Raw genomic sequence first — 24,849 nt, 5'->3', positions numbered from 1 at the left:
ATATGCATTAATAATAGATAGGGTTAAAAGCGAGCTCCATGGATAAATTTGATACCTTACAACTTTTTACCCGTATTGTAGAGCTAGGAAGCTTTAGTCAGGCAGCCGATCAACTGAATATCCCACGCGCTACAGCAAGTAATACCATTAAAGAGTTAGAAAATAACTTACAGTGCCGTTTATTAGAGCGGACGACTCGGCATGTAAGACCATCACTAGATGGACAGGCATTTTATGAACGCTGCACACAAATATTATCGGAACTCGATGATGCCGAATCATCTTTACGCAATGTAATTGCTCAGCCCCGTGGTTTATTACGTGTCGATTTATCCGGTGCACATGCAACTAAAATTGTTTTACCCAATATCAATCAATTTCACGAGTTGTACCCCGACATTGAACTGGTAATCAGTACGGGTGATCGCTTGGTTGATCTGATTAGGGAGGGGATAGACTGTGTGGTGAGAGCGAGGCGTTTGGATGATTCCACTTTAATTGCTAGACATTTGGTCGATATGCCACAAGTCATTTGTGCAAGTCCTGATTATTTAAATAAATATGGAACACCACAGCAACCAGAGGATTTGTTATCACATTATTGTGTCAATTTCTTTTCGACATCAGGCGGGCGGAATTATCCATTTGAATTGATAGTGAATGGCAAAAAACAAGATTATTTTTTGAAAAGCTGGATCGCGGTAAATGATGCTGAAAACTATGTATTATCTGCCTTACAAGGGGCTGGCTTAATTCAAGTACCGCGCTACCATGTGGCAAATGAATTAAAAAATGGGCGACTGGTTCAGGTTTTATCTGAGTGGGAAATCCCGAAGATGTCAGTTTCTGCACTATATCCGCAGCATCGGCAGCTCTTGCCACGCGTACGCGTTTTTGTCGCTTGGCTGAATGAGTTATATACGAGTTATTTTGCCAACTTTGAATACCCGCAAAAATGAAATATCTTGCGGGTAAGTCAAAAACTGAATGATATTTTTAAGACTGGTTCTGCAATTTATCTTGAGTCTTAGTCTCAAAATCACTCGCATCATGGCGTTCATGCAATTGAGTAGCTAAATCACCAAAAGTACGATTGACCATACGCCCGCGTTGAACCGCAGGGCGCGCTAAAATCGCATCTGCCCAACGTTGAACATTTTTATATTGATCGACACCTAAAAACTCCGCGCCGTTATACACCCAGTTTTTAACAAGACCACCATACCAAGGGAATGCCGCAATATCAGCAATCGAATATTCAGAACCAGCTAAATATTCGTTTTTTGCCAGATGCTGATCCAACACATCAAGTAAACGCTTTGTTTCCATGGCAAAGCGGTTAATCGCATATTCAATTTTAACTGGGGCATAAGCATAAAAATGCCCAAAACCGCCACCTAAGTAAGGTGCACTGCCCATTTGCCAGAATAACCAATTGAGGCATTCAGTACGTGCAGCAATATCAGTCGGAATAAACGCTTTAAACTTTTCAGCCAAGTAAAGCAAAATTGAGCCAGACTCAAACACTCTTAATGGCGGGGTTTGGCTATGGTCAACCAATGCCGGAATTTTAGAGTTTGGATTAATGTCTACAAAGCCACTGCCAAATTGCTGTCCTTCTCCGATTTTAATCAGCCAAGCATCATATTCAGCATCTTTATGTCCTAACGCTAAAAGCTCTTCAAGCAAAATAGTGACTTTTTGACCATTAGGCGTTGCTAAAGAGTAGAGCTGGAGCGGATGTTTTCCTACTGGAAGTATATGTTCGTAACGAGCACCTGAGGTAGGTTGGTTTAAATCGGTTTTTTCTCCAGTCCATTGCCAAACTTGTGGAGGAATATAGTTTGAATCACTCATTTTTTTATCTCATGTTTGGTGTAAATATAAGGGTTTAGTTATGTCGCAAGGCAAGCCATTTTTGTACGCTCGGACGTTGCCATTGCTGTAATGCATAGGTTTTTAGGTGCTCTGGTACAGCATCACCATTTTGAATAAGGCGTTGCAACATCAGGGCAAGTTCAGCATCTACAATGCTCCATGAACCAAAAAGAAATTCGGCATCAGACGCAAGAAGTTTTTCTGCAACAAAGAAAAGTTTCTCGGCTGCTTTTTTGCCTTCTTCTGAAAGTGGCGTGGACTTGGGCTGAATAAAAATAACATCGGTTGGACGTTCTGTTCTTAGTGCCACTAAGTCTGATCGAAGCCATGCTTGAATTTGACGTGCTCTTGCACGTGCTTGAATATCTTTTGGATAAATAGCTGTGTCTGGATAGAGCTCTTCGAGATATTCCAAAATGGCAGAAGATTCTGATAAGGCAAAATCGTTATGCTCAAGTACAGGCACTTTGGCAGTTAATGACTTTTCTACATAAGATTTTTCAAACTGTCCTTGCTGGCCTAAGTTGATGGTCGCTATTTCAAATGGAATTTGTTTTTCATGTAGCCCTACAAAAACAGTAAATGCATAGGGGCTTAGAAATTGTGAATCTGTATATAGCTTAAAATGCTCGTTATTCATTGTTATTGTCCATGTCATAAAACAATCGGATCTAGTCTAAGTGAGCTAAGCCAAGATTGGGTAGCTTTTTTGTGGAAAAGCTTTATTGATTTTTGAATTAAGCCATTTCAGTGTTCAAAGTTAAGGCTTAACGTGCTGGAAATGCTCACGAACAATGTTCAGCCACGCTTGTACCGCTGGTGAGACAGGAAGATTTTTTTTCCAAGCCATGACTAAGTGCCACTGAATATTTGGTTTTTCAAGTGGTACTGCTGCAAATAAACTAGGGTCAAGCATGTCGGTATAATATTGGGGGAGAAGCGCAATCCCCATACGTTGTAGTACCATATCTGCCAAAAGATGCCACTGGCTGGTACGGCAAGCAATGGTTGGGTAAAAACCATACTGCTTACAGGCATCGAGAATAATACTGTTTAAAGAGAAATTTTCAGGAAACATTAAAAATGATTGGTGTTGTAGCTCTTCTAAATTTATTTTTTTGCGGGTTGCCCAAGTGGCATCACGACGCAAAAGGACCATTAAAGGGTAGTTACATAGCTCAATGCTATTAAAAGTTTGCTCATCAAAAGGCTGCAATAAAACGCCAACGTCTAGTTCATTGTTAAGCAAAGCTTGTTCAATACCGCGTGAACCCACTTCCATAAAAGCTAATTCAATAGCTGGCCATTGGCGATGAAAGTCAAACAGGGCTGTTGTTAGGAGCTGGGAACCTAAAGGTGGAACGCCAAGTTTTAAAGTACCTGTTTTTAATTGTTGATAGTTTTCTATTTCAAGAAAGATGTTTTGTTCTGCCTTAAGAAGCTCAATTGCATGTTGATAAATACGCTCTCCAATTTCCGTTAATTCAATTTGTCTTTTTCGTCCATGATCGGGTTTAACAAAAAGTTGTACCTGAAGCTGTTCTTCGAGTTGTTGTAATATTTTACTAATGGTGGGCTGAGTCAAATATAACTCTTCAGCAGTGCGAGTAAAACTTTTAGTTTTTACCAGTGTAACGAAGCACTGTAATGATTTTAGAGAAAGCATAATAAAGAATAGATTATTCCATTTTGGAATAATATTAACATGAATAATTCATATTTAGCAGCTTTAACCAAGATAGCATAATGATGTAGTTAACCATTTAATTTGGAAAAATGAGTACTGAATCTGCTTCTGGAACACCCTTACAACCATCACTGTTCGTATTAGTTAAACAAATTCTCATTTTGGCTGGATTTTGGTGGATCGGATATCTCTTACATCAAAAACTCGGCGTCCCTGTCTCGGCGGGTATTTTAGGTATGTTTTTATTGCTTTTATGTCTGTTCTTTAAAATTATCAAAATGGATCAGGTGGCAATGGGAGCAACTGTGGTTTTAGGTGAGCTATTACTGTTTTTCGTGCCCGTTGTAGTTGCCGTAGTTCAGTATAAAACGCTGTTTATGACCGAAGGATGGCAAATCGTCTTGAGTATTGCCATTGGGACTATTTTAGTCATGCTAAGTACTTCGCTGACTATTCACTATTACAATCGTTTAAAAGCTTATTTACAAGCTCGAAAACGTCTTCAACATAAGCATATCTAGAGAGCAAAACGACATGAATATTTGGTCAATTCTTTGTCTCATCTGGACTTTGGTTGCCTATGTGGTGGCAAAGCGAATCTATCAGAAAAATCCAAAACTTTGGTTATCACCCGCAATTAGTGTGCCTGTACTCACCATTATTTTGATGACGATTTTTGGAATTTCATATCAAACTTATGCAGAAGATACGCAGTGGATTGTTAATTTGTTAGGACCAGCAACGGTTGCTTTTGCTGTACCAATTTATCGCTATCGGGAAACAATTCGTAAAAACCTTGGGGTTCTTTCGATTGCGATTATTGTGGGTATGAGTGTAGGTGTGATGTCTGCCTATGAGATGGCACAGTGGTTCCATTTTAGCCCTGAAGTGACCAACAGTTTGATGGCACGTTCTATTTCAACCCCATTTGCCATGATTCTAGCGGAAGATATTCACGGTTCGGCAGCATTGGTTTCACTATTTACCGTTATTACCGGTTTGGTTGGTATGATTTGCGGCGATGCGATTTTAGCGATTACTAAAATCCGTTCTAATGTAGCAAATGGAGCTGCCTTTGGTAATGCAGCTCATGGTTTTGGTACAGTCAGAGCACAGCAAAGAAATAGTGAAGAAGGTGTAATTGCGAGTTTAACTATGGTCATCGCTGGTATTTTAATGGTGTTGATTGGGCCATTTGCGATTCATCTATGGTTGATGTTGTAAGCTTGGGTTAAGACGGTTTGTCATGTTGTTGAATAATTTTTGATAGTTTTTTAATGGCTTGTTGCATCTGTTCGGGTTCAAAATCACCTAAGCCAACAATTAAACCCGGACGTTGTTGCTCTTTTGAAAATGTTGGTGAAATTGCTTTAACGGCAATACCTGCATCGACTGCCGAGCTTGCAACGTCAATATCATTAATATGATGAGCAAGCCATAACACCATATGCATGCCTTGATCCCCCGGCTGTAACCAAGCCAGTTCTTGAGGTATATGTTTTTCAATCAAGCCAATAATGTATTGCCGAACTTCCGCATAAACATGTCGAGTACGTCGAATATGTCGTTCTAAATAGCCTTCTTGAATAAAAGCAGCTAAAACGTGTTGGTCAGCAGCAGGTGGGTGTCTATCAATTAATACTCTGAGCCCACAAAAAGGTGCCACCAGTTCTTTAGGCAATACGGCATAGCCAAGCCTAAGCGATGGAAATAGAACTTTGCTGAAAGTGCCAAGATAAATGACTTGGTTGGGTGCCATACCTTGTAAAGATGGAAAGGGCTGGCCGTTATAACGAAGTTCACTGTCATAGTCATCTTCAATGATCCATGCTTTTTGCTGTTTTGCCCAAGCCAATAAAGCTGTGCGTCTTGCTAGACTCATTGGCATGCCAAGTGGATATTGGTGAGATGGTGTCACAAAAGCAGCACGCGCATGTTTTGAAAGTTTAATCCCAGTTTCAACTTGAATACCTTCTTCATCGACAGGAACACGTACCGTACGGATATTTTTTACGGCATGTTCAAAAATGGCTGTGGTACCACGATAAGCCGGATCTTCTATCCAGACTTCATCTTTCGCTTCAAATAAAATCTGGCTGCAAATATAAAGTGCCTGTTGAATGCCTGGTGTAATCACGATTTGTTCAGGTTCACAGTGTACAGAGCGGGATCGACGTACATAGTCTGCTATAGCGATTCTTAATGATAATACCCCTTGAGGTTCACCATAACCTGATGGAGCACCAGCACCCCGAGATCTAAATTTATTACCAAACTTACGCCAAATATCACTCGGTTGAGTACGAGCAATCGGAACAGACACTGCAAAAGGGGCATGAGGAAGGGGTTTAAACTCTTTGAGTACCTCGGCATAACAAAGAGCTGATTTGGTTAAAGGGATTGAGCTAGAAATTGTTTCTTTCTGGGAAGATTCCAATACAGTTTTTTTAGTTAAAGCATGAGATACATAAGTGCCAGTTCGGGCTTGTGAAGAAAAAACACCTTCAGCGAGAAGTTGATCATACGCTTCAATAACGGTTCCACGAGCGACCCCAAGTGTTTGAGCCAGTTCACGTGAAGAAGGCAAGGGATCACCTGGCTGTAAATCACCACTTTGTACAGCTTCGCGTAAGGCTTGGGTCAGTTGAGCACTTATCTTTCCTTGGCTTTTATCAATCTTTGCAATCGACGGAAGTTCAACAACTTTTGCCATTCTTGCCATAATTCTGGTCTACTTAAAAAAATACAAAGTGGTTCTTTTTAATAAACCACATAAACCAGAAAATTTACAACACAAAATATAAATAACCCTGAGATTTACAGTGAGGTTTTGAGCCATGTATATCCCCGATGATTATGCAGAAAACCGTTTGGATGTATTGCATTCTCTTATTACAGAATATCCGTTTGGTGTGCTTTTTACTCATGGAAGCAATGGATTAGATGCAAATCATCTTCCTTTTGAACTTCAGAAAAATGAAGGGAAGTTTGGCGCTCTACATGCGCATGTGTCTCGAGTGAATCCTGTCTGGCATAACATTAAAAATGGAGATGAGGTGTTGGTCGTGTTCCAAGCCGGTGATGCTTATATTTCACCAAACTGGTACCCATCCAAACATGAACAGCACAGACAAGTGCCGACGTGGAATTATAGGGTTGTGCATGCTCATGGCAAAGTAACAGTTCACGATGATGAACGTTATGTTCGCGGTGTGGTGGCTCGTTTAACCCGTAGCCATGAAGCTTCTCAACCTGAACCCTGGAAAATGTCAGATGCACCAAAGGACTATCTTGAACCGATGTTAAAGGCGATTGTGGGAATAGAAATTGAAATTACTAAGCTTCAAGGCCAATTAAAATTGGGGCAAAACAAAGAACGTCGAGACATTTTAGGTGCGGCAGATGGCCTATCAAAATCTGGTCATCAAACCATAGCAGACGCTATGTATAGTGTGGCTGATTTAAATAAATAACTTTGAAATATAAAAGCTTAATATTAATAGAGGAGATAAAGATGGCTTGGATTACACCTGTTGAGTTGGTAGGCGAACACGTTATTTTAAAGCCACTAGATGTCACTCAAGCTGAATCACTGGCAGAGGCCGTTTGCGATGGGGAACTCTATAATCTTTGGTATACCCGTGTGCCAAGACCTGAACAGATGACTGCTGAAATTGAAAGACGTCTTGGTTTACAAAAATCTGGTTCTATGTTGCCATTTTATATTGAAGACCGAAAAACGGGACGAGCGCTTGGCATGACAACTTTAATGCATATTGAAGAAGCGCATCGCCGTGTAGAAATTGGTTCGACGTGGTACCGCAAATCTGCACAGCGTACACCTGTCAATACTGAATGTAAAAAACTACTGTTAGCCCATGCATTTGAGACTTTAAACTGTATTGCGGTTGAATTACGCACATCTTCTTTAAATGTTCAAAGTCAAGCCGCGATTGTACGCTTAGGTGCAAAGCTCGATGGTGTGCTAAGAAGCCATCAAATTGTGAAAGATGATATTTTACGGGACACTCACGTTTATAGCATTTTAAAACATGAGTGGCCTGCGGTTCGCCAAAATCTGGAATGGATGTTGAATAAACCGCGATAGAAAAGATTTAAACAAACTGCTTTTCTCTTTTTTGGCTTAGCCAAAAGAGAGAAACTGCGGCAATCACCAACCATGGTATTAACGCTATGTTCATTGCTTTCCAGCCAAATAAATCCAGTAAAGCACCTGCACTAAACGAACAAATCAAACCGACAACAAAAACGGTCATGTCGTTAATGGCTTGGGCCTTGGCTTTTTCAATCGCAGAATAAGTTCCTGTGAGTAAAGAAGTACTGCCAATAAATAAAAAGTTCCATCCCACGCCTAATAAGATTAAAGAAATAGCAAAAGATGTGAACTGAATACCTGAGAGAGCAAATCCGATATAGCAGGCAAATAATAAAAGACCCGCAAACATGATTTTAAGCACACCAAAGCGAGCAATTAAGTTTCCAGTAAAGAATGAAGGTAGGAACATACCAAGTACATGCAATTGAATGACTGTCGTAATCGTGCCTAGTTCATGCTGTGAATGTCGCATAGCAATCGGTGTAGCAGTCATACCTAAAATCATAATGCCATAACCTGTGATTGCACCAAACAAAGCAACCAAATAAGTGGGTTGAAAGACAATCTGATGCCATGCGCGACCAGCAGTAAAGTCAGACTTTTGTTCAACTGTATCGGCAATATGTAGGCTAGATAAAATGCCCATTGCCACAAGTGAAATGATACTAATAATTAAAAATGAACCGACATATTCCACATGTTGGAATAAAGGCCCACCAAAGCGCGCCAAAGTCGGGCCAATCAATGCTGCAACAATTCCCCCTGCCATCACCCAAGAAATAGCACGCGAACGGAATGCATCATCTGCAACTTCACTGGCAGCAAAACGATAAAACTGAGCGAAGGATTGATATGCGCCAACACATAGTGTGCCTAAGGCAAGAAGTATGAGTGAACTATAAAAAATACCGATTGATGCAATAATGCCGCCGAGCACACCTAAAAAAGCACCGAATAGAAAACCGTTACGCCGCCCTATACGTGCCATCAACATTGAAGCAGGGAACATCATTAAAGCCGTACCCAAAAACATAGAGGCGATGGGTAGGGTTGCAAGTGTAGGGGTATTTGAGATATTGGCCCCAGCCAAGCCACCAATGGTCATGACCATGACAGAAACAGTTTGAAAAAATGATTGGGAACTCGCCAAAATTAATACTTGGCGGTGCATGGTGTTTTGAAGCATGAGAGCCTTTAATTATATGTGTTAATCGATGAGTATGGGTGCTGAGTTTTTATATAGTAAGCAAGTATCAACAGCTCAGCTTGAAAATGTTGAGGTGTTTTTGGTGGCAGGCATAACAATATTTCTTTGGCATAAACTATTTCTTATCAAGTAATTGTAGCTGAATAATCAGCTTAATATTCTATCATCTGATAATTTGACACAAAACATTTGAGCATCGTTTTTTCTAAATAAGCATTGATATACACGACGTTTATTGGATTTATTCTTTCAGATCATTTTAGTCAATTTACATTTAATCGTTAACCTGAAGTTAATAACAACTCATCTAGGTTGATTGATCGGAAGTTCATAAAGCGTTTTTATAGATTCAGAACAAAACTGCGATCTATAGGTAAGTACATGGAAGGATCAGTTCAGAATAAAGAACGGTTATGGACAAAGCGGCGTCATGCCAAACAACTAAAACTAGAGATGGCAAACCAATATACCGATGGTGTAGTTATTCCAACTCAAGACATTATTAAAGTTTTAGAAACCTTAATTACACCGGGTGACAAAGTTGTACTCGAAGGAAATAACCAAAAGCAGGCAGATTTTTTATCGCGTTCTTTGGCACAAACCAACCCAGATATTTTGCATGATTTACATATGATCATGCCAAGTGTGGGACGTTCGGAACATCTCGATCTGTTTGAAAAAGGCATTGCGCGTAAGCTCGATTTTTCTTTTGCTGGTCCACAAAGTTTACGTATTAGCCAGTTAATTGAAGATGGACTGTTAGAGATTGGGGCTATACACACTTATATTGAATTGTATTCACGTTTGGTGGTTGACCTTATTCCAAATGTCGTGCTCTCGGCGGGTTTTATGGCAGACCGTCAAGGCAATATTTATACAGGTCCGAGCACCGAAGATTCTCCAGCACTTATTGAACCTGCGGCGTTTAGTGACGGTATTGTGATTGTTCAGGTCAATGAACTGGTCGATGACGTTTCAGAGTTACCACGTGTCGATATTCCTGCTTCTTGGGTTGATTTTGTAGTAGTCGCAGATCAGCCATTTTATATCGAACCCTTATTTACTCGTGACCCGAAACATATCAAGCCAGTGCATGTGCTTATGGCCATGATGGCTATTCGTGGAATTTATGAAAAGCATAATGTTCAATCTTTAAACCATGGCATTGGTTTTAACACTGCGGCAATTGAACTGATTTTACCGACCTATGGTGAGTCTTTAGGTTTAAAAGGAAAAATTTGCCGAAATTGGACACTAAATCCGCATCCAACCTTGATTCCAGCCATTGAAACAGGTTGGGTAGAAAGCGTGCATTGCTTTGGTACCGAACTCGGTATGGAAAAATATGTTGCTGCTCGGCCTGATGTTTTCTTTACAGGTCGTGATGGCGCTTTACGTTCCAACCGTATGATGTGTCAGCTTGCAGGCCAATACGCTGTTGATCTATTTATTGGCGCAACTTTGCAAGTTGATGGCATGGGCCATTCTTCGACTGTCACCAAAGGACGTTTAGCTGGTTTTGGTGGAGCGCCAAACATGGGGCATGATCCGCGTGGTCGTCGTCACGATACACCTGCATGGCTAGATATGCGTTTGCAAGGTGCCAATGAAACTGAAACCTATTTGGCACGTGGTAAAAAGTTAGTGGTACAAATGGTGGAAACCTTCCAAGAGGGAGGTAAGCCAACTTTTGTAGATCGTCTCGATGCGATTGATGTTGCTAAAACAGCAGGCTTACCTTTAGCACCGATCATGATTTATGGCGATGATGTCACTCACTTACTCACCGAAGAAGGCATTGCTTATCTATATAAAGCAAGCAGCCAAGAAGAACGTCAAGCCATGATTGCTGCGGTAGCAGGTGTGACCAGTATTGGTTTAACTCAAGATCCGAAAACAACAGCACGTTTAAGACGTGAAGGTTTGGTGGTATTCCCTGAAGATTTAGGTATTCGCCGCACCGATGCCACACGTGAGCTTTTAGCTGCAAAAAATATTGCTGACTTGGTGACATGGTCAGATGGTTTATATCAACCACCTGCAAAATTCAGGAGTTGGTAATGACGGCACAAGTTAAATATCAAACGCTCAGCGATAGTCAGCTTTTGGCAGGTTTAGCAGTAGAAGCTTTGATTGATGAAGTGAATCTGACACCCAAACCAGCTTTGGTAGATCGCCGTGGTAGTGGTGCACACAATGACCTGACTTTGGAGTTAATGGAGTGCTCTGCAAAAAGTTTAGGACCCATGTTTGATGCGATGGCGCAAGCTGCAAAGCATCATGGAAAAGTCTGTTTAGCTTTGCGTGAAGACATTGGAGAAATTGGCCGCCAAGGTGAAAAGACCATGATGTTGGCAACAAATGGCGTCAACACCCACCGCGGTGCAATTTGGGCATTAGGGTTAATGGTTACGGCAACAGCAGTAGCACACACGAATCAACAGTACTTATCGGCTGTTGAGCTATGCCAGTTAGCAGGCCAGATTGCCCAGCTTGAAGATCGCTTTATTCCAAAACAGGCTTTAAGTCATGGTCAACAAGTACAGAAAAAATTAGGTGTCTTAGGTGCCAAAGAACAGGCACAACAAGGTTTTCCAACTATTGTGAATTTTGGTTTAAAGCAACTTTATCAAAGTCGTAGTAAACCCATGAAAGAAGAGTTCGCTCGCTTAGATGCCTTACTTGCCATGATGACAGATTTGACCGATACCTGTGTGCTTTATCGTTCTGGCACATCTGGTTTAAAGCGTATGCAACGAGGTGCTCAGCAAGTATTGGATTTGGGTGGCAGCTCAAGCTTGGAAGGTCGACGTGCTTTGCATCTTTTAGAAATTGATCTGCTGCGGATGAAAGCCTCTGCTGGTGGTGCCGCAGATTTGTTGGCAGCAACACTATTTATAGATCGTGTTGAGCAGACATCTGTCAAAAAATAAAGAAGGATTTTGATTATGGAAACACTTCATTTTGAATTTGTGGCGACAAAGCCACCTATAAAAAAAGCACTAGTAGGATGTGTTGGTTCGGGCGATTTAGAAATTTTGATGGAACCTGGTGAAACAGGCAAAGCTTCTATTCAGGTAGTGACTTCGGTAAACGGCAGTGCGGCGCGTTGGCACAATCTTTTTGAACGGATTTTTACTGCGCAAATACCCCCTGCCGTCAATATTGATATTCATGATTTTGGTGCAACTCCCGGTGTCGTTCGCTTACGTCTGGAACAAGCATTGGAGGAGATTGCTCATGACTGATATTCAAAGCTTGTTAAATAAACAAGATTTTATTGAACTCAGCGCCAGAGACCGCGCCAAAGCATTATTAGATGAAGGGACTTTTCGAGAGTTACTCGACCCATTTGCACGTGTTATGTCACCTTGGTTGGTTCAGCAAAATATTGTCCCACAAGCCGATGATGGTGTAGTGATTGCAAAGGGAACTATTCAAGAACGCCCAGTGGTACTAATTTCTATTGAAGGCTTATTTCAAGGCGGAAGTTTAGGCGAGGTGGGTGGTGCCAAAATTGCGGGTGCCTTAGAACTTGCGGTTGAAGACAATCTGAAAGGCATTCCAACAGCGGCAATTTTATTGTTAGAGACAGGCGGCGTTCGTTTACAAGAAGCAAATCTGGGCTTGGCTGCAATTGCTGAGATTCAGGCTGCAATTGTGAACTTACGTCAGTATCAACCTGTGATTGCTGTGGTTGCAGGCAGTGTAGGGTGCTTCGGCGGTATGTCAATTGCAGCTGGACTATGTAGCTATGTTGTAATGACACAAGAAGGACGTTTAGGTCTAAATGGCCCACAAGTAATAGAACAAGAAGCTGGTGTACAAGAATATAACGCCAAAGATCGTCCATTTATATGGAGTATTACGGGTGGTAATCAACGCTTCGCGAGTGGTTTGGTAGATGCTTATGTAGATGATGATCGCCAGAAAATTCGTCAGCAGGTTATCGATTATTTAACTCAAGGTGTGCCTCAGCAGCACCGTAGTTCAAATTACTCATTCTATTTAGAAAAGCTACAACAAGTTGATACTGCTGAGCAGATTACCCCAGCACAAGTTCAAGCTTTGTATCAAGGAGAGCAAGCATGAATATCGCCGTTGATACATTAAAAGCATCTACTCGTGGTGCACATTGGTTTAAAGCACTTACGCAGGGTTTTAAGACAGTTGAAGGTTTTCCAGCTTCTGTTTGGGTAGCTGATGGTCAGATCGATCAGCAAGCGGTGCGTGTGATTGCAGTTGTGCAAGACAGCAATAATCTGTTCCCACGGGCAAAACAAGGTGAAGTTGGACTCTTGGAAGGCTGGAACTTGGCAAAAGCAGTTGATGACGTGATTCAAGCTGATGCAAAGGCTAAAACTAAACGCGGTATTTTATGTCTGGTTGATGTCCCAAGTCAGGCCTATGGGCGCCGTGAAGAATTATTAGGCATTCATCAAGCTTTAGCGGGTGCAGTAGATAGCTATGCTAGAGCCAGATTGGCAGGTCATCCAATTGTGAGTTTATTAGTTGGTAAGTCGATGTCTGGTGCTTTCTTGGCGCATGGATACCAAGCCAATCGTATTATTGCCTTAAAAGATTCAGGTGTTATGGTGCATGCAATGGGTAAAGAATCTGCTGCACGCGTTACCTTACGATCAGTTGATGAGTTAGAGCAATTGGCATCAAGCATTCCACCAATGGCTTATGACATTGAAAGTTATGCCACGCTTGGTTTGTTATCGGAACTGCTATCTGTTGAAAACCCTGAACAACCGACAAATGATGATCTTTTGTTAGCGAAGCAGGTGATTGCTCAAACGTTTAAAGAAATTAAAGCTGATGCATCGAAAGGACTGGAACAAAGACTTCACGGCCAAAACCGTCAAATGTCTAAAAAAGTCCGTGAATTATTACGCGAGCAATGGTCATGAAACTTAAGTTCGAAGCCCATGATTTACTATGGGGTATGACGGTCGATTGCTTGGCCGATGATGCCCCACTTTGGGTGAAAGAGGTGTTACTACGCGGTGATCCCGTTGTAGTTCGACGGGAAATTACTCCTAAAGATCAGGTGGCTGTGGGTGTAAGAGGACAATTTCGCTATCAACGTTATGCAGCGCAAATGCCAAGATCTTTAATTAGCAGACAGCTTAAACCTGAAGCACTAGCTGAAGTAAATCCAAGTTACTTTAAACACTTGGCAGAACGTTTACAGAGCATTTCCAGCATTATGAAATGTTTTGCAGGATGTTGGGGATATACAGGAAGTTTTGGGTTTGAACTGGCAACGGGCATTAAAACAGTAACCCCGCAAAGTGATATAGATCTGTTGATTCGAGCGGAACAACTTTTTGCTAAAAAGCAGGCGATTGAGCTACTCGAAAATTTTCACCAAGCCGGGCTCAATGTGGATATACAGCTTCAACTTCCACAAGGTGGTTTGGCGTTAAAAGAATGGGCGAGAAATAGCGGAAAAGTTTTATTGAAACGTCCTGATGGTGCTGTTTTAGTAGAAAACCCATGGAATTAGGGAACAGATATCATGGCTTCAATTTGGGTCTATCCGGGTCAAGGTGTGCAACGAAGCAATATGTTGCACGGTTTACCTCAAACCGCTCTGGTCAAAGAATACCTTGAGCGTGCATCGGATGCACTTAAAGAAGATGTCTTGATGCTGGACAGTTCGGCAGCATTACAGTCAACGCGTGCAGTACAGCTGTGTTTGCTTATTTCCGGTGTGGTGAGTTCTGCACTATTAACTGCGGAAAACTTAACACCAGATTATGTTGCAGGTTTATCAATTGGTGCATGGTCAGCGGCGGTTGTAGCAGGAGTTTTAGCCTTTGAGGATGCCGTTCGTTTGGTTGCCTATCGCGGTGAACTCATGCAAAACGCCTATCCGGTTGGCTATGGTATGACCGCCTTGATTGGTGCAGATCGTTCAGTAGTAGAAGTATGGGTGAAACAAGTTTATGAAATAACGCCAGAGGTGTTTGTCGCAAATATTAATGCACATAACCAGATCGTTATTTCAGGAAGTTTTGAAGCCATGAACCAAGTTGCTATTTTGGCAAAGCAACAAGGGGTGGTGGCAAAAAAATTAGATGTATCGGTGCCATCGCACTGTGAATTATTAAGTCAGCAAGCAAAGCAACTTGCAGCATCTATGGAGGGAGTCACTTTAAATCAACCTAAAATTCGATATTTAAGTGGTTCAACGGCTCGTACACTTAGCAGCCCAGAACAGATTAGAGATGACTTAGCTTTTAATATGAGTCGAACTGTAGATTGGGAAAGTACCATCCAAGCTGCATGGGAGCGAGGTGTAAGGTTGCAGATCGAAGCTTTACCGGGAACGGTGCTTACTACACTTGCACGTCGAACATTTAAAGAAGGAACGGTATTGTCATTTCAGGGAACACGTTTAGACAGCATTCAATTGGCAATGCAAAACGAAAATAAAGCTTCTTTGTAATTACAATACAAATTAAAAATTGAGTAATAACCCAAGGATATGAGGGATTTACAATGATTATTTATGGAACAGCAATATTAGCGATCTGCCATTTATTAGGCGACTATCTTGGTAACACCTTAGGCATGCTATTAGGTGTTAAAGCAAATGTCGGTGGCGTTGCTATTTCAATGATTCTCTTAATTTTGTCTAAAGAATTGTTGGCAAGAAAAGGTTACTTACCTCAAGTCACACAATTTGGCGTTTTATATTGGTCTGGTATGTATATTCCAATCGTTGTTGCGATGTCGGCAGGTCAAAATGTCGTTGCAGCTTTATCAGGTGGCATGTTAGGGCTAATTGTCTCTATTGCATCGTTAATTGGCACGGTTTTAGTCATCCGTTATTTAAATAGAATTAGTGGCGACTATGAAACTTATGAATGGACGTTAGAAAGTAAGGAAAAAATAGCCTAAGCAAATATAAACTACAAAAAGTTCAATCAAAAAGGAATTAAATGATGGACGCTATAATTGCTGTGTTATCAAAAAATGCATTAGTTACTGCTCTTGCCGTAACGGGTTTAATGATGTTTGTTTCCCATCTACTCTCAAAATATTTGACGAAGGGAAAACTACAAAGCTCTGCAATCGCGATTACTTTAGGTTTGGTTGTTGCTTACTTTGCAGGGGTTTATACCCAAGGAACCAAAGGTGTTTCTGACATCGCTATTTTTTCTGGTTTTGCGCTGTTGGGCGGAGCCATGATTCGTGATTTGGCTATTGCTTCAACTGCATTTGAAGTTGATGTGAAAGAAGTGAAGAAAGCAGGCAAAATTGGTCTAATTGCATTAATGCTTGGTTGTGTTGTGCCTTTTGCAATTGGGGTTATGGTTGCATGGGTTATGGGCTATCGAGATCCTATTTCTATGACAACGATCGGTGCAGGCGCAATGACTTATATTGTGGGTCCAATTACAGGCACTGCAATTGGTGCAAGTTCTGATGTCATCGCACTTTCTATTGCAATTGGTTTAATCAAGTCAGTTTTCTTTATGGTCGGTACGCCGCTGCTTGCTAAATTTATGTACCTAAAAAGTCCACGCTCTGCCATGGTGTTTGGTGGCTTGGCAGGAACAACCAGTGGTACGGCTGCTGGATTGGCAGGTACAGATGTACGATTGGTACCTTATGGCGCTTTAGTTGCAACCTTCTATACAGGACTAGGCTGCTTACTTGGACCTTCTGTATTTTTCTTAACGGTTAATGCGATTTTTGGATAAATTTTTGAAAATCTTATAACGGCAACTCATTATTTTTTAATAAGTTGCCGATATTTATCTTTTAAAATTAGTGGCGAACATACGACATTCAGCAATGAGAGCAAGTAAGTTTGGATCGCGCTCTTTACTTTTTAAAAAGACCAGACCAATTTCTTGTTGCATGTGATATTGCTGTTTTAGCGGAATAAGTTTTACTGAACTTTCATAGACGGCAGAAATACGACCGGGTAATAGAGCAAAACCTACGCCTGAACTGACCATACTAATGAGGGTAAAAATATCATTGACCTGCAAAGCAACTTTAGGTGAAAAACCAGCTTTTTTAAAAATGATATCGCTGTCGTTATGAGTTGCAAAACCCTTGGTTAAAGTTAAAAAAGTTTCTTCTTTTAAAAGGCTTAAATCAATATCTTTAAACTCAGCATATTTTGAATCTTTATTGACGGCTAAAAAAATATCGTCGGAAAACATTGGCAAAATTTCAAAGTCATCATCTTGAGTGGTTTCATTTAAAGCCACGATAATGGCATCAAGTTCAGTTGCTTTAAGCTTTTTCACCAAATCCTGATTTGAACTGAGTAATAATTGAATATCAAGCTCACTACGTCTGAGTTTAAGACCGCTAATTACATTTGGAATTGTGTTTACCGTTAAAGAATAAAGGGAACCTAAATGTAAAACCTTAGCTGCAAAGCCTGCCGCTTCTCTAGTTTTATTTACGGTGATAAAAATGTCTTGTACGATTTTTTGCGCCCGCTCTTCAAATACATAAGCACTTTTTAAAGGAATGAGGTTACGGCCTTCATTTTTAAAAAGAGGGCAACGTAAAGCGCTTTCTAACGAATGTAATGCCTTGTGAACACTGACATTACTCAGCTGCATTTCTGCCGCGGTTTTAGACAAATTGCCACAGCGCATAAAAGCTAAAAAAATCTGTATTTTTTTAAGGGTCAGTTCTTCATCTATTTCCATCTTAATTCCTTGAGCCTGTTTCCCTTAAAACTATAGATTTGAGCTATAAAGTTACCACAAAATAAAGTCTATAAAATTGTGCTTAGGTCGAACCATATCTTTATAAACTTGCTTCAACTTTTTGTTGAATAGTTTGGATGACTTGATCTAAAGCAACTTGAATTTTTTCGTTCCACTCAAAAGAACAATTGATTCTTAAATAATGCTGCTGTGCGGGTAAAACACTAAAGAGTGGGCTTGGCGCAACGCCAATGTCTTGTTGGATGAGTTCTTCATAAATTTGCATGCTATCGAGTTTATGAGGCAATTTAATCCATAGAAAATAACCGCTTGGGTAATAATAAATCTCGCAGGTCGCGGGCAGATGTTGCTTCAAATAGTGGTAAAACTGCTTTTTATAACGTTCAAGTGAAAGTCTAAGTGTGCGCAAATGCTTTTCATAATGATGATGAGATAAGAACTCAACCAGTGCATTTTGAATGAGTGCATTTACTGAAATAGTACTCATGAGCTGCAAGTGTTGAATATGGTCCGAAAATTTACCCGCATAGACCCAACCTACCCGAAAAGCTGCCCCTAAAGTTTTAGAAAATGAAGAGCAGTGCAGTACCAGATTTTGTTGGTCAAAGTACTTCATCGAAAGTGGTTTTTGCCCGCCATAATAAAGCTCTTCATACACATCATCTTCAATTAAGTAAATCTGGTGTTCATGAAGTAGTTTGGCAATTTTATATTTAATCTCATCACTGACCGTAAACCCAATCGGGTTATGGGTATTCAGCATGAGCCAACACACCTTGATAGGATATGTTTGAATAACTTGCTCAAAAGCCTCTAAGTCAAAACCATATTGAGGATGCTCGGGAATGGTAATGACCTTAAGTCCTAAACGTTCAGCAGCCTGCCAAGCACCGTAAAACACGGTTTGTTGCAATAAAATATAGTCGCCCGGTTTGGCTACTGCTTGTAAAGAAAGATTGAGCGCATCTAACCCTCCTGATGTAATCACAATGTCATCTGGATCGGTCTGTATGCCTTGCATACAGTAGCGCTGAGCAATCAGTTTTCTTAACGCTAAATTACCGGGAGGTAGGCTTGCTGTCTGGTCATAGCTTTGTCTTTGCCGAGCAAGTTGTCCCATAATTTGAATAAGTTTGGGAGCAGCTAAAAGCTGACTATCTGGAAAAGCTGAACCAAAAGGTACGACAGATTCATGTTGAATTGACTTAAGGTATTTAAAAACTAATGAGTTAATTTCGATTTTAGAGTTTAGTGAAACAACTGAATATTGCTCGAGTGGCTTTAGTGCAATTTGCTCGGCAACGAAGTAGCCAGACTTTTCCTTTGAAAAGATTAGCCCTTGTGATTCAAGTTCTTGATAAGCATTCATCACAGTCATTAAGCTAAAACCAGAACGTTGGACCTGATCTCTTAATGAAGGTAATTTCTCATGTGCACTTAAAGTACCACTTTCAATAAGTTGGCGAATGCTATGCGCGAGTTGTTCTGATTTATACATGTATGAGCTGCACGAAAGAATAAAATAAAAGATGCACTGAACCCATAATAAATGCCGCTTGTAGAATCTACAAACGGCATTTGTTTATAAAGATGGGTTTTTACTTTAAGTAAGGGGCTGCATAAATCAATATCACCTTAAATAAACCTGCAATCACAGCTAAGGCTAAAAAACCACCAAGCCATAACAGAATAAACCATTGGGTTTGACTGAGTTTAACTGACGACTTTTTCATAGCTCCCCCGTACCTTAATGATAACCTTCATCACCTACACGAACTTTGTCACGGAATACCCAGTAAGACACAACCGTATAAGTAATAATGATTGGAATCAGAATAAGTGCACCCACTAAAGCAAACATTTGGCTGGAATGAGGCGCTGCCGCCTGCCAAATCGTAACTGATGGTGGAATGATATTTGGCCATAAGCTAATTACAAAACCAGTAAAGGCAAGGAAGACCAATGCCAAGGTATATATAAATGGTTTATGGTCCTGCTGCTTTTTACATGCCGATAAAATCAGGCCAACAAACAATAAGACCAAAATAGGCACTGGACTAAAATAGAACAGATTTGGTAAAGAGAACCAGCGATCTGCAATTTCAGGGTGTGTTAAAGGTGTATATAAGCTAACGGCACCAAAGATAATGAGCAGCGCAATAATTAACTTTGGCATAAGCTCATACATACGTTGCTGCAAGCCTTTTTCAGTTTTCAAAATGAGCCAACCACAGCCTAAAGTGGCATACATCGCAACTACACCAATACCTGTGAAAATGGAGAATGCAGTAAGCCAGTCAAAAGGACCACCGGCAAAAATACCGTTTTCGGTTTTAATGCCTTGAATATAGGCACCTAAAATAATCCCTTGGAGGAAGCTTGTTAAAACCGAACCCCAAATAAAAGCTAAGTCCCAAAGATGTTTGGTTCGATGAGCTTTAAAACGGAATTCAAAAGCAACTCCACGGAAAATCAAGGCAATCACCATGAAAATAATAGGCAGGTAGAGCGCAGATAAAACCGTTGAATAGACCAGTGGGAAGGCTGCATACAAGCCAGCACCCCCAAGTACCATCCAGGTTTCATTGCCATCCCAGACAGGAGCAACGGTATTCATCATCACGTCACGTTCTTGGCTATTCTTAATGAAGGGGAACATGATCCCAATTCCTAAGTCAAAGCCATCCATGACCACGTAAATTAAAACACCTAAACCGATAATACCGACCCATATTAAAGAAAGATCAATCATGACGGTTCTCCCCAGAGTTTTGTTTGCTGTCAATATTTTCATCGACTGCACTAAGTGGCCGCATCGGTGTTTTGAAGTGTCCTACGCCACCTGTTTCCATATTTGGTGTGTCGATAAATACAGGGCCTTTATTAATGAGTTTTAAGGTGTAGTAGATACCGCTACCAAAAACGATGGTGTAAACCACCACAAAAATAAAGAGACTTAGACCCACCTGATCTGCCGAAACAGTATGTGATAAACCATCTTTGGTTCGCATAATGCCGTATACCACCCAAGGTTGACGGCCTACTTCGGTAGTAATCCATCCAGCCAGCATTGCCACATAACCTGCTGGCCCCATCACTACAGCAAATTTATGGAACCATGATGTTTCATAGAGTTTTCCACTTTTACGCAGCCAAAGAGCAATCAGTGATAAGGTGACCATAAGGACGCCAAGACCCACCATGACTCGGAAACTCCAGAAAATAATGGTCGAGTTTGGACGATCTTCAGGTGCGAATTCTTTTAAGCCAGTCACTTGCCCATCTAAACTGTGAGTCAAAATTAAGCTACCCAAATATGGAACGCCCACCTCAAAGTGATTTCGTTCTTCTTTCATATCCGGAATGGCAAATAACAGTAGCGGCATAGGCTCGTTATGATTGGTTTCCCAGTGACCTTCCATCGCAGCAAGTTTGGCAGGCTGATGCTCACGAGTATTTAAACCGTGGTTATCGCCAATCACCACTTGTAAACAAGAAGTCACCAGTACCATCCATAAACCCATCGAGAATGATTTTTTAACCAATTCATCACGACGACCTTTTACCAAGTGCCAAGCAGATGTTCCCACCACCAATAAAGATGAAACCAAGAAGGCAGCAGCACCCATATGTGCAAAGCGGTAAGGGAAGGACGGGTTGAAGACAATAGCTAGCCAGTCTTTTGGCACAATAATGCCGTTTTCGATGGCAAAACCTTGCGGTGTTTGCATCCAGCTATTGGACGATAAAATCCAGAACATTGAAATACATGTTCCGATGGCAACCATAAGCGTTGCAAAGAAATGGGCTCTAGGACCAACACGGCCCCAGCCAAACAGCATAATGCCTAAGAAACCTGCTTCTAAGAAGAAGGCACTTAACACTTCATAGGTAAGTAAAGGACCAGTAATACTTCCGGCTACTCGTGAAAATTCACTCCAGTTGGTACCAAACTGATAGCTCATCACGACACCGGAAACAACTCCCATACCAAACGCAACGGCAAAGATCTTAATCCAGTATTTAAATAGATCTTTATAAATTGGGTTTTGCGTTCTTAACCATTTCCACTCTAAAACTGCTAAAAAGCAGGCAAGTCCGATGGATGTGGCCGGAAAAATAATATGGAAGGATACTGTGAAAGCAAATTGTATTCGCGCTAATTCTAGAGCGGTTAGACCGAGGCTCATAAACTTTCCCCCTGTGAACTAGCTGATGATGATTGAATGAGTTAAATACTTATTTTCAGGCAAAAAAGTATTCTGGCGATTAAACTTACTTCTGTGATAAATGTTCTTAGCAAGTAAAATGCCAACAGGGTAAAGCAATATAATTGCTTGATATTTCAATAGAATAGGGCGATTGATTGTTTTCAATCTGTTAGCAAAGTTTATGCTTGATGTTGCATTTGTAAAAATGCATGTTGCATTGAAACATTGATGAAATATCTGGCGATATGCAATAGATCGTCTCATGAAAACTACCTACCTTAAGAAGTTTTCTTAATCATGCACTCGCTCTATTTGTATATGTAGATACAGAAATTTTTTATAAAACTATAACAGTTCAGTATGGTTTCGAAGGTGTGCTATAGTTTTTTTTCAATCATCTGTAGCTATATATTCAGTCCTCTAAAGTTCAGAATAAAAATGAACAGGATTTACCGTCGACCTAAACCAACTTTCAAGACTCAATGTGAACGCTGCTTTAGATTTTATTTAAGCACATGATTATGTTCTTCTTTTCTATTTCCATTGTTGTTTTGCGTAGGGTCCGGTTGCTGCGTGTTTCTTAAAGACCTAAGTGTAAGTGTAGCGCTTCTAAAATAGCTTGGATGTTAAAAAATGTTTATCACGTCTCAACTGAATATCATTCATAAAATTATTAAAAATCAGTCTATTTCCACTTCGGTAGTAGATCAGTTGGAACAGTCTTATGTGAATCTTGAAGCAACCCTACTTAGAGCGAAAGTACTCAGGGATTTTTCTAAAACTCAAATCGTGTATTTAATTCAGTCGCATATTGAGCCACAGCAAAGTAGTCTGGCTTATCTATTCTCGCCATTTATTTTTGCAAACTTAAACAAGGCTGCTATTTATACAACACCAGCAACACCACCTGTGCTTACTATTCTGAATAAATACTATCAAGCTGACAAGAAGGTCGTATTTAAGATAGATGAAGTTTTAGAAAGCCTAAAAATATATCTAGATTTAGAATTAATAGAGATGGGAGAAGCTGACTTTATTTATTTAAAATTAATCAAAGCATTATGTCGAAGTGATATCTCTACAGTTTTTTTAATCACTCATTTAGAGCTGGATTTAGACGCATTAAAAGAACTTGAACAGTTCTTAAAAATAAAAATTTATTGGGTGAAAGACGTAAAAGATGAGGGTCTAAAAAGTGTAGATCAGTTGGATATGCGAAAATTATTATTTAAAAATAAAGATGAAGCATATGTACAGTTATGTGCTCATTTTGCGCAAATAAATGCAGCACTGGTCGGGTTATGCGATACCTTTACTACTAGTCAAATGACGCACTTAATCGATGATATGTTTTATTCAGAACATATTTTTGAAAAGTTATCTGTCTATTCAGAATATATGCAAACCTTATTGCAAAGTCAGCATAGTCTTACCAAGAAAGAGATCGCTTAGGGCTGTCATGCTTTTAATTGGTGTTATATCAAGATTGAATACTGTTATAAAAAAATAATCGTTTTCATGTGAAATAAATATTTTATGGTAAAAGCAAAGCAATATTGGTTTTACTTACATGACAAATTTAAATTTTGAGCATCATCTCGGTTCATTAACTCACGCTGCACTGAGTCAGGCTTCAATCATTTCGCGGGTATGGGGTGAAGGACCGTCATCACGGTATGATGAATTGGCAAGTAACTTCAGACCGACGTTTGCCCGTATTAAAGAAGCGGCTTTAATCCGTGAGCAGCAGCATATTTTGCCGTATGAGCAACTCCAGTGGCTCAAAGATATTGGTTTTACACGATTACGACTTCCAAAAGCTCATGGTGGTTTTGATGCAACTATTCCTGAACTATTTGCATTGCTTATTGAACTTGCAGAGGCCGACTCAAACTTACCGCAAGCTTTGCGTGTGCATTTTGGTTTTACTGAGGATGTCTTGGTAAGTAAAGATAAAGCGTTTCAGCAGCGTTGGCTGAGCCGAATTGCCAATGGGGAAACTGTCGGTAGTGCATGGTCTGAAGGCGGCAAAGAGTCAATCGATCAGTTTGAAACGCACTTATATCGAGATAGTGACGGAAAAATTCGCGTTAAAGGCAAAAAATACTACACCACAGGGAGCCTATATGCAGATTGGGTGGATGTTGGGGTAACAGATTTAAAAGGAGAGTCTGGCTCAGTTGTTGTTCGCCGTGAAGATGAAGGTGTCGAAATTGTCGATGACTGGAATGGCTTTGGACAGCAGCTTACTGCAAGTGGTACGGCATATTTCCATGATGTATTGGTCGATGAAGCTGAAATTTTACCTGATGATGACCGTTTTAAGTATTCGGCGGCTTATTATCAACTGGTCCAACTGGCAATCATTACAGGTCTAGGGCGTGCTGCAACCTATGATGTTTCTCAAGCCGTAGCAAAACGTACCCGAAACTACACGCATGCAAATGCTCAATTTGTAAAACAAGATCCCCAAATTTTACAAGTCGTAGGACAAATTCGTGGCGCGGCTTATAGTGCAGGGGCGATTGTTGAAAAAGTTGCACAAAGCTTACAGCGTGCTTACTTAGCTGCATTTCAAAATAATGAACAGCTTGAAGAAGAGCAAAATGCACTTGCCGAGCTTGAAAGTGCGCAGTCCCAAACGGTCATTACTGATTTAATTTTAAATGCCTCTACAATTTTATTTGACGCTTTGGGTGCTTCTGCAACAGACAAAGATTTAGGTCTAGATCGGTATTGGCGTAACGTACGAACTTTATCTTCACATAACCCGAGAGTATTTAAAAATCGAATTATCGGTGATTTTAGTGTGAACGGTACATTACCACCATATCAATGGCGAATTGGTGAAGTTTCTAAACAATAAATTATAGTATTAGATATTAAGCTGCTATTTTTAGCGGCTTAATGTTATTTATATTTTTTTAAAATAAATTATAAAAAACTATTAGAATAAAATCATATTTTGTTTGGGGTTTATATTATAAAGAAAATATAAAAATTGCTTTAGTATAAAAAATAAATAAAATGCTGGC

The 24,849-nt window shown here is 40.3% G+C and carries 25 protein-coding genes and 1 pseudogene; 16 read left to right on the top strand and 10 right to left on the bottom strand.

All coding sequences use genetic code 11. The annotated features are described in order from the left end of the window. Positions 1-38: 38 nt before the first annotated feature. Positions 39-959: a LysR family transcriptional regulator gene (locus tag J678_RS12880; protein WP_017392939.1), complete on the top strand. Its 921-nt coding sequence runs from the start codon at positions 39-41 to the stop codon at positions 957-959. A 37-nt stretch (positions 960-996) separates the two neighbouring features. Here the strand turns inward: J678_RS12880 and yghU are convergent, their stop codons facing one another. From yghU to J678_RS12865, 3 genes are all read right to left on the bottom strand, one after another. Then, a complete protein-coding gene (gene yghU / locus J678_RS12875; protein ID WP_031996644.1) occupies positions 997-1,857 on the bottom strand; it encodes a glutathione-dependent disulfide-bond oxidoreductase in 861 nt (286 codons plus the stop codon). A 34-nt stretch (positions 1,858-1,891) separates the two neighbouring features. After that, a complete protein-coding gene (gene yfcF, locus J678_RS12870) occupies positions 1,892-2,518 on the bottom strand; it encodes a glutathione transferase (protein WP_002049443.1) in 627 nt (208 codons plus the stop codon). A 120-nt stretch (positions 2,519-2,638) separates the two neighbouring features. Continuing rightward, positions 2,639-3,544 carry a LysR family transcriptional regulator gene (locus tag J678_RS12865; RefSeq protein WP_017392938.1) on the bottom strand — a complete coding sequence of 302 codons (906 nt, stop codon included), beginning with the start codon at positions 3,542-3,544 and terminating at the stop codon, positions 2,639-2,641. 110 nt (positions 3,545-3,654) lie between these two features. On the opposite strand from J678_RS12865, the gene J678_RS12860 reads away from it, so the two are divergent. Further along, positions 3,655-4,086, top strand: a complete 432-nt coding sequence (locus tag J678_RS12860; protein ID WP_017392937.1) for a CidA/LrgA family protein — start codon at positions 3,655-3,657, stop codon at positions 4,084-4,086. Positions 4,087-4,099: 13 nt separating this feature from the next. Then, the gene (locus tag J678_RS12855; protein ID WP_004887631.1) at positions 4,100-4,789 is read left to right on the top strand and encodes an LrgB family protein; all 690 of its coding nucleotides are present in this window, start codon (positions 4,100-4,102) and stop codon (positions 4,787-4,789) included. Between the two features lie 7 nt (positions 4,790-4,796). Here J678_RS12855 and J678_RS12850 read toward each other — a convergent pair whose 3' ends face one another. Further along, positions 4,797-6,287, bottom strand: a complete 1,491-nt coding sequence (locus J678_RS12850) for a PLP-dependent aminotransferase family protein (protein WP_017392936.1) — start codon at positions 6,285-6,287, stop codon at positions 4,797-4,799. A 115-nt stretch (positions 6,288-6,402) separates the two neighbouring features. Between J678_RS12850 and J678_RS12845 the strand changes: the two genes are divergently transcribed. Further along, positions 6,403-7,038: an FMN-binding negative transcriptional regulator gene (locus tag J678_RS12845; protein WP_004887629.1), complete on the top strand. Its 636-nt coding sequence runs from the start codon at positions 6,403-6,405 to the stop codon at positions 7,036-7,038. Positions 7,039-7,079: 41 nt separating this feature from the next. Then, positions 7,080-7,673 carry a GNAT family N-acetyltransferase gene (locus J678_RS12840; RefSeq protein WP_017392935.1) on the top strand — a complete coding sequence of 198 codons (594 nt, stop codon included), beginning with the start codon at positions 7,080-7,082 and terminating at the stop codon, positions 7,671-7,673. A 7-nt stretch (positions 7,674-7,680) separates the two neighbouring features. Here the strand turns inward: J678_RS12840 and J678_RS12835 are convergent, their stop codons facing one another. Beyond that, the gene (locus tag J678_RS12835; RefSeq protein WP_017392934.1) at positions 7,681-8,868 is read right to left on the bottom strand and encodes an MFS transporter; all 1,188 of its coding nucleotides are present in this window, start codon (positions 8,866-8,868) and stop codon (positions 7,681-7,683) included. Between the two features lie 402 nt (positions 8,869-9,270). Here J678_RS12835 and mdcA point away from each other — a divergent pair, with 402 nt between their 5' ends. From mdcA to madM, 9 genes and pseudogenes are all read left to right on the top strand, one after another. Then, entirely contained in the window at positions 9,271-10,950 is a 1,680-nt protein-coding gene (mdcA, locus tag J678_RS12830) for a malonate decarboxylase subunit alpha (RefSeq protein ID WP_017392932.1), read from the top strand. Beyond that, positions 10,950-11,835 (top strand): annotated as a pseudogene (locus J678_RS12825) (triphosphoribosyl-dephospho-CoA synthase). The gene mdcA and the pseudogene J678_RS12825 overlap by 1 nt, the downstream one beginning before the upstream one ends. A gap of 2 nt (positions 11,836-11,837) precedes the next feature. Then, positions 11,838-12,137 carry a malonate decarboxylase subunit delta gene (locus J678_RS12820; protein ID WP_016804796.1) on the top strand — a complete coding sequence of 100 codons (300 nt, stop codon included), beginning with the start codon at positions 11,838-11,840 and terminating at the stop codon, positions 12,135-12,137. Next, entirely contained in the window at positions 12,130-12,981 is an 852-nt protein-coding gene (locus J678_RS12815; protein ID WP_017392930.1) for a biotin-independent malonate decarboxylase subunit beta, read from the top strand. Before J678_RS12820 ends, J678_RS12815 begins: the two co-directional genes overlap by 8 nt. Further along, entirely contained in the window at positions 12,978-13,805 is an 828-nt protein-coding gene (mdcE, locus tag J678_RS12810) for a biotin-independent malonate decarboxylase subunit gamma (protein ID WP_017392929.1), read from the top strand. The genes J678_RS12815 and mdcE overlap by 4 nt, the downstream gene beginning before the upstream one ends. Continuing rightward, positions 13,796-14,404 (top strand): malonate decarboxylase holo-ACP synthase, encoded by a 609-nt coding sequence (locus tag J678_RS12805; protein WP_029771716.1) that lies wholly within the window; start codon positions 13,796-13,798, stop codon positions 14,402-14,404. Before mdcE ends, J678_RS12805 begins: the two co-directional genes overlap by 10 nt. Positions 14,405-14,416: 12 nt before the next feature. Then, positions 14,417-15,349 carry a malonate decarboxylase subunit epsilon gene (gene mdcH / locus J678_RS12800; protein WP_017392927.1) on the top strand — a complete coding sequence of 311 codons (933 nt, stop codon included), beginning with the start codon at positions 14,417-14,419 and terminating at the stop codon, positions 15,347-15,349. 53 nt (positions 15,350-15,402) lie between these two features. Then, the gene (gene madL, locus J678_RS12795) at positions 15,403-15,804 is read left to right on the top strand and encodes a malonate transporter subunit MadL (protein WP_000587899.1); all 402 of its coding nucleotides are present in this window, start codon (positions 15,403-15,405) and stop codon (positions 15,802-15,804) included. A 44-nt stretch (positions 15,805-15,848) separates the two neighbouring features. Beyond that, on the top strand, positions 15,849-16,610 hold the full coding sequence (gene madM, locus J678_RS12790) for a malonate transporter subunit MadM (RefSeq protein ID WP_002114328.1): 762 nt from the start codon (positions 15,849-15,851) through the stop codon (positions 16,608-16,610). A 54-nt stretch (positions 16,611-16,664) separates the two neighbouring features. On the opposite strand, the gene J678_RS12785 is transcribed toward madM, so the two are convergent. The 5 genes from J678_RS12785 to J678_RS12765 all read right to left on the bottom strand — a co-directional run bounded on the left by J678_RS12785 (position 16,665) and on the right by J678_RS12765 (position 21,793). Beyond that, entirely contained in the window at positions 16,665-17,582 is a 918-nt protein-coding gene (locus tag J678_RS12785; RefSeq protein WP_017392926.1) for a LysR family transcriptional regulator, read from the bottom strand. 100 nt (positions 17,583-17,682) lie between these two features. After that, positions 17,683-19,101, bottom strand: coding sequence for a PLP-dependent aminotransferase family protein (locus J678_RS12780; protein WP_017392925.1), 1,419 nt, complete (start codon positions 19,099-19,101; stop codon positions 17,683-17,685). Positions 19,102-19,201: 100 nt separating this feature from the next. Next, positions 19,202-19,336 (bottom strand): hypothetical protein, encoded by a 135-nt coding sequence (locus J678_RS23060; protein ID WP_000749814.1) that lies wholly within the window; start codon positions 19,334-19,336, stop codon positions 19,202-19,204. A gap of 14 nt (positions 19,337-19,350) precedes the next feature. Next, positions 19,351-20,355: a cytochrome d ubiquinol oxidase subunit II gene (cydB, locus tag J678_RS12770; protein ID WP_002049414.1), complete on the bottom strand. Its 1,005-nt coding sequence runs from the start codon at positions 20,353-20,355 to the stop codon at positions 19,351-19,353. Next, a complete protein-coding gene (locus J678_RS12765; RefSeq protein WP_004709299.1) occupies positions 20,348-21,793 on the bottom strand; it encodes a cytochrome ubiquinol oxidase subunit I in 1,446 nt (481 codons plus the stop codon). Before J678_RS12765 ends, cydB begins: the two co-directional genes overlap by 8 nt. A gap of 654 nt (positions 21,794-22,447) precedes the next feature. Here J678_RS12765 and J678_RS12760 point away from each other — a divergent pair. Both J678_RS12760 and J678_RS12755 read left to right on the top strand, forming a co-directional pair. Beyond that, the gene (locus tag J678_RS12760) at positions 22,448-23,266 is read left to right on the top strand and encodes a hypothetical protein (RefSeq protein WP_017392924.1); all 819 of its coding nucleotides are present in this window, start codon (positions 22,448-22,450) and stop codon (positions 23,264-23,266) included. A gap of 118 nt (positions 23,267-23,384) precedes the next feature. Then, positions 23,385-24,680, top strand: coding sequence for an acyl-CoA dehydrogenase family protein (locus tag J678_RS12755; RefSeq protein WP_017392923.1), 1,296 nt, complete (start codon positions 23,385-23,387; stop codon positions 24,678-24,680). The last annotated feature ends 169 nt before the right edge of the window (positions 24,681-24,849 follow it).

This window comes from Acinetobacter sp. 1424608 (assembly GCF_000588255.1).
Taxonomy (GTDB): Bacteria; Pseudomonadota; Gammaproteobacteria; order Pseudomonadales; family Moraxellaceae; genus Acinetobacter; species Acinetobacter nosocomialis.
The sequence above is the reverse complement of the archived record's forward strand: the minus strand, read 5'-3'. Positions and strand labels throughout refer to the sequence as shown.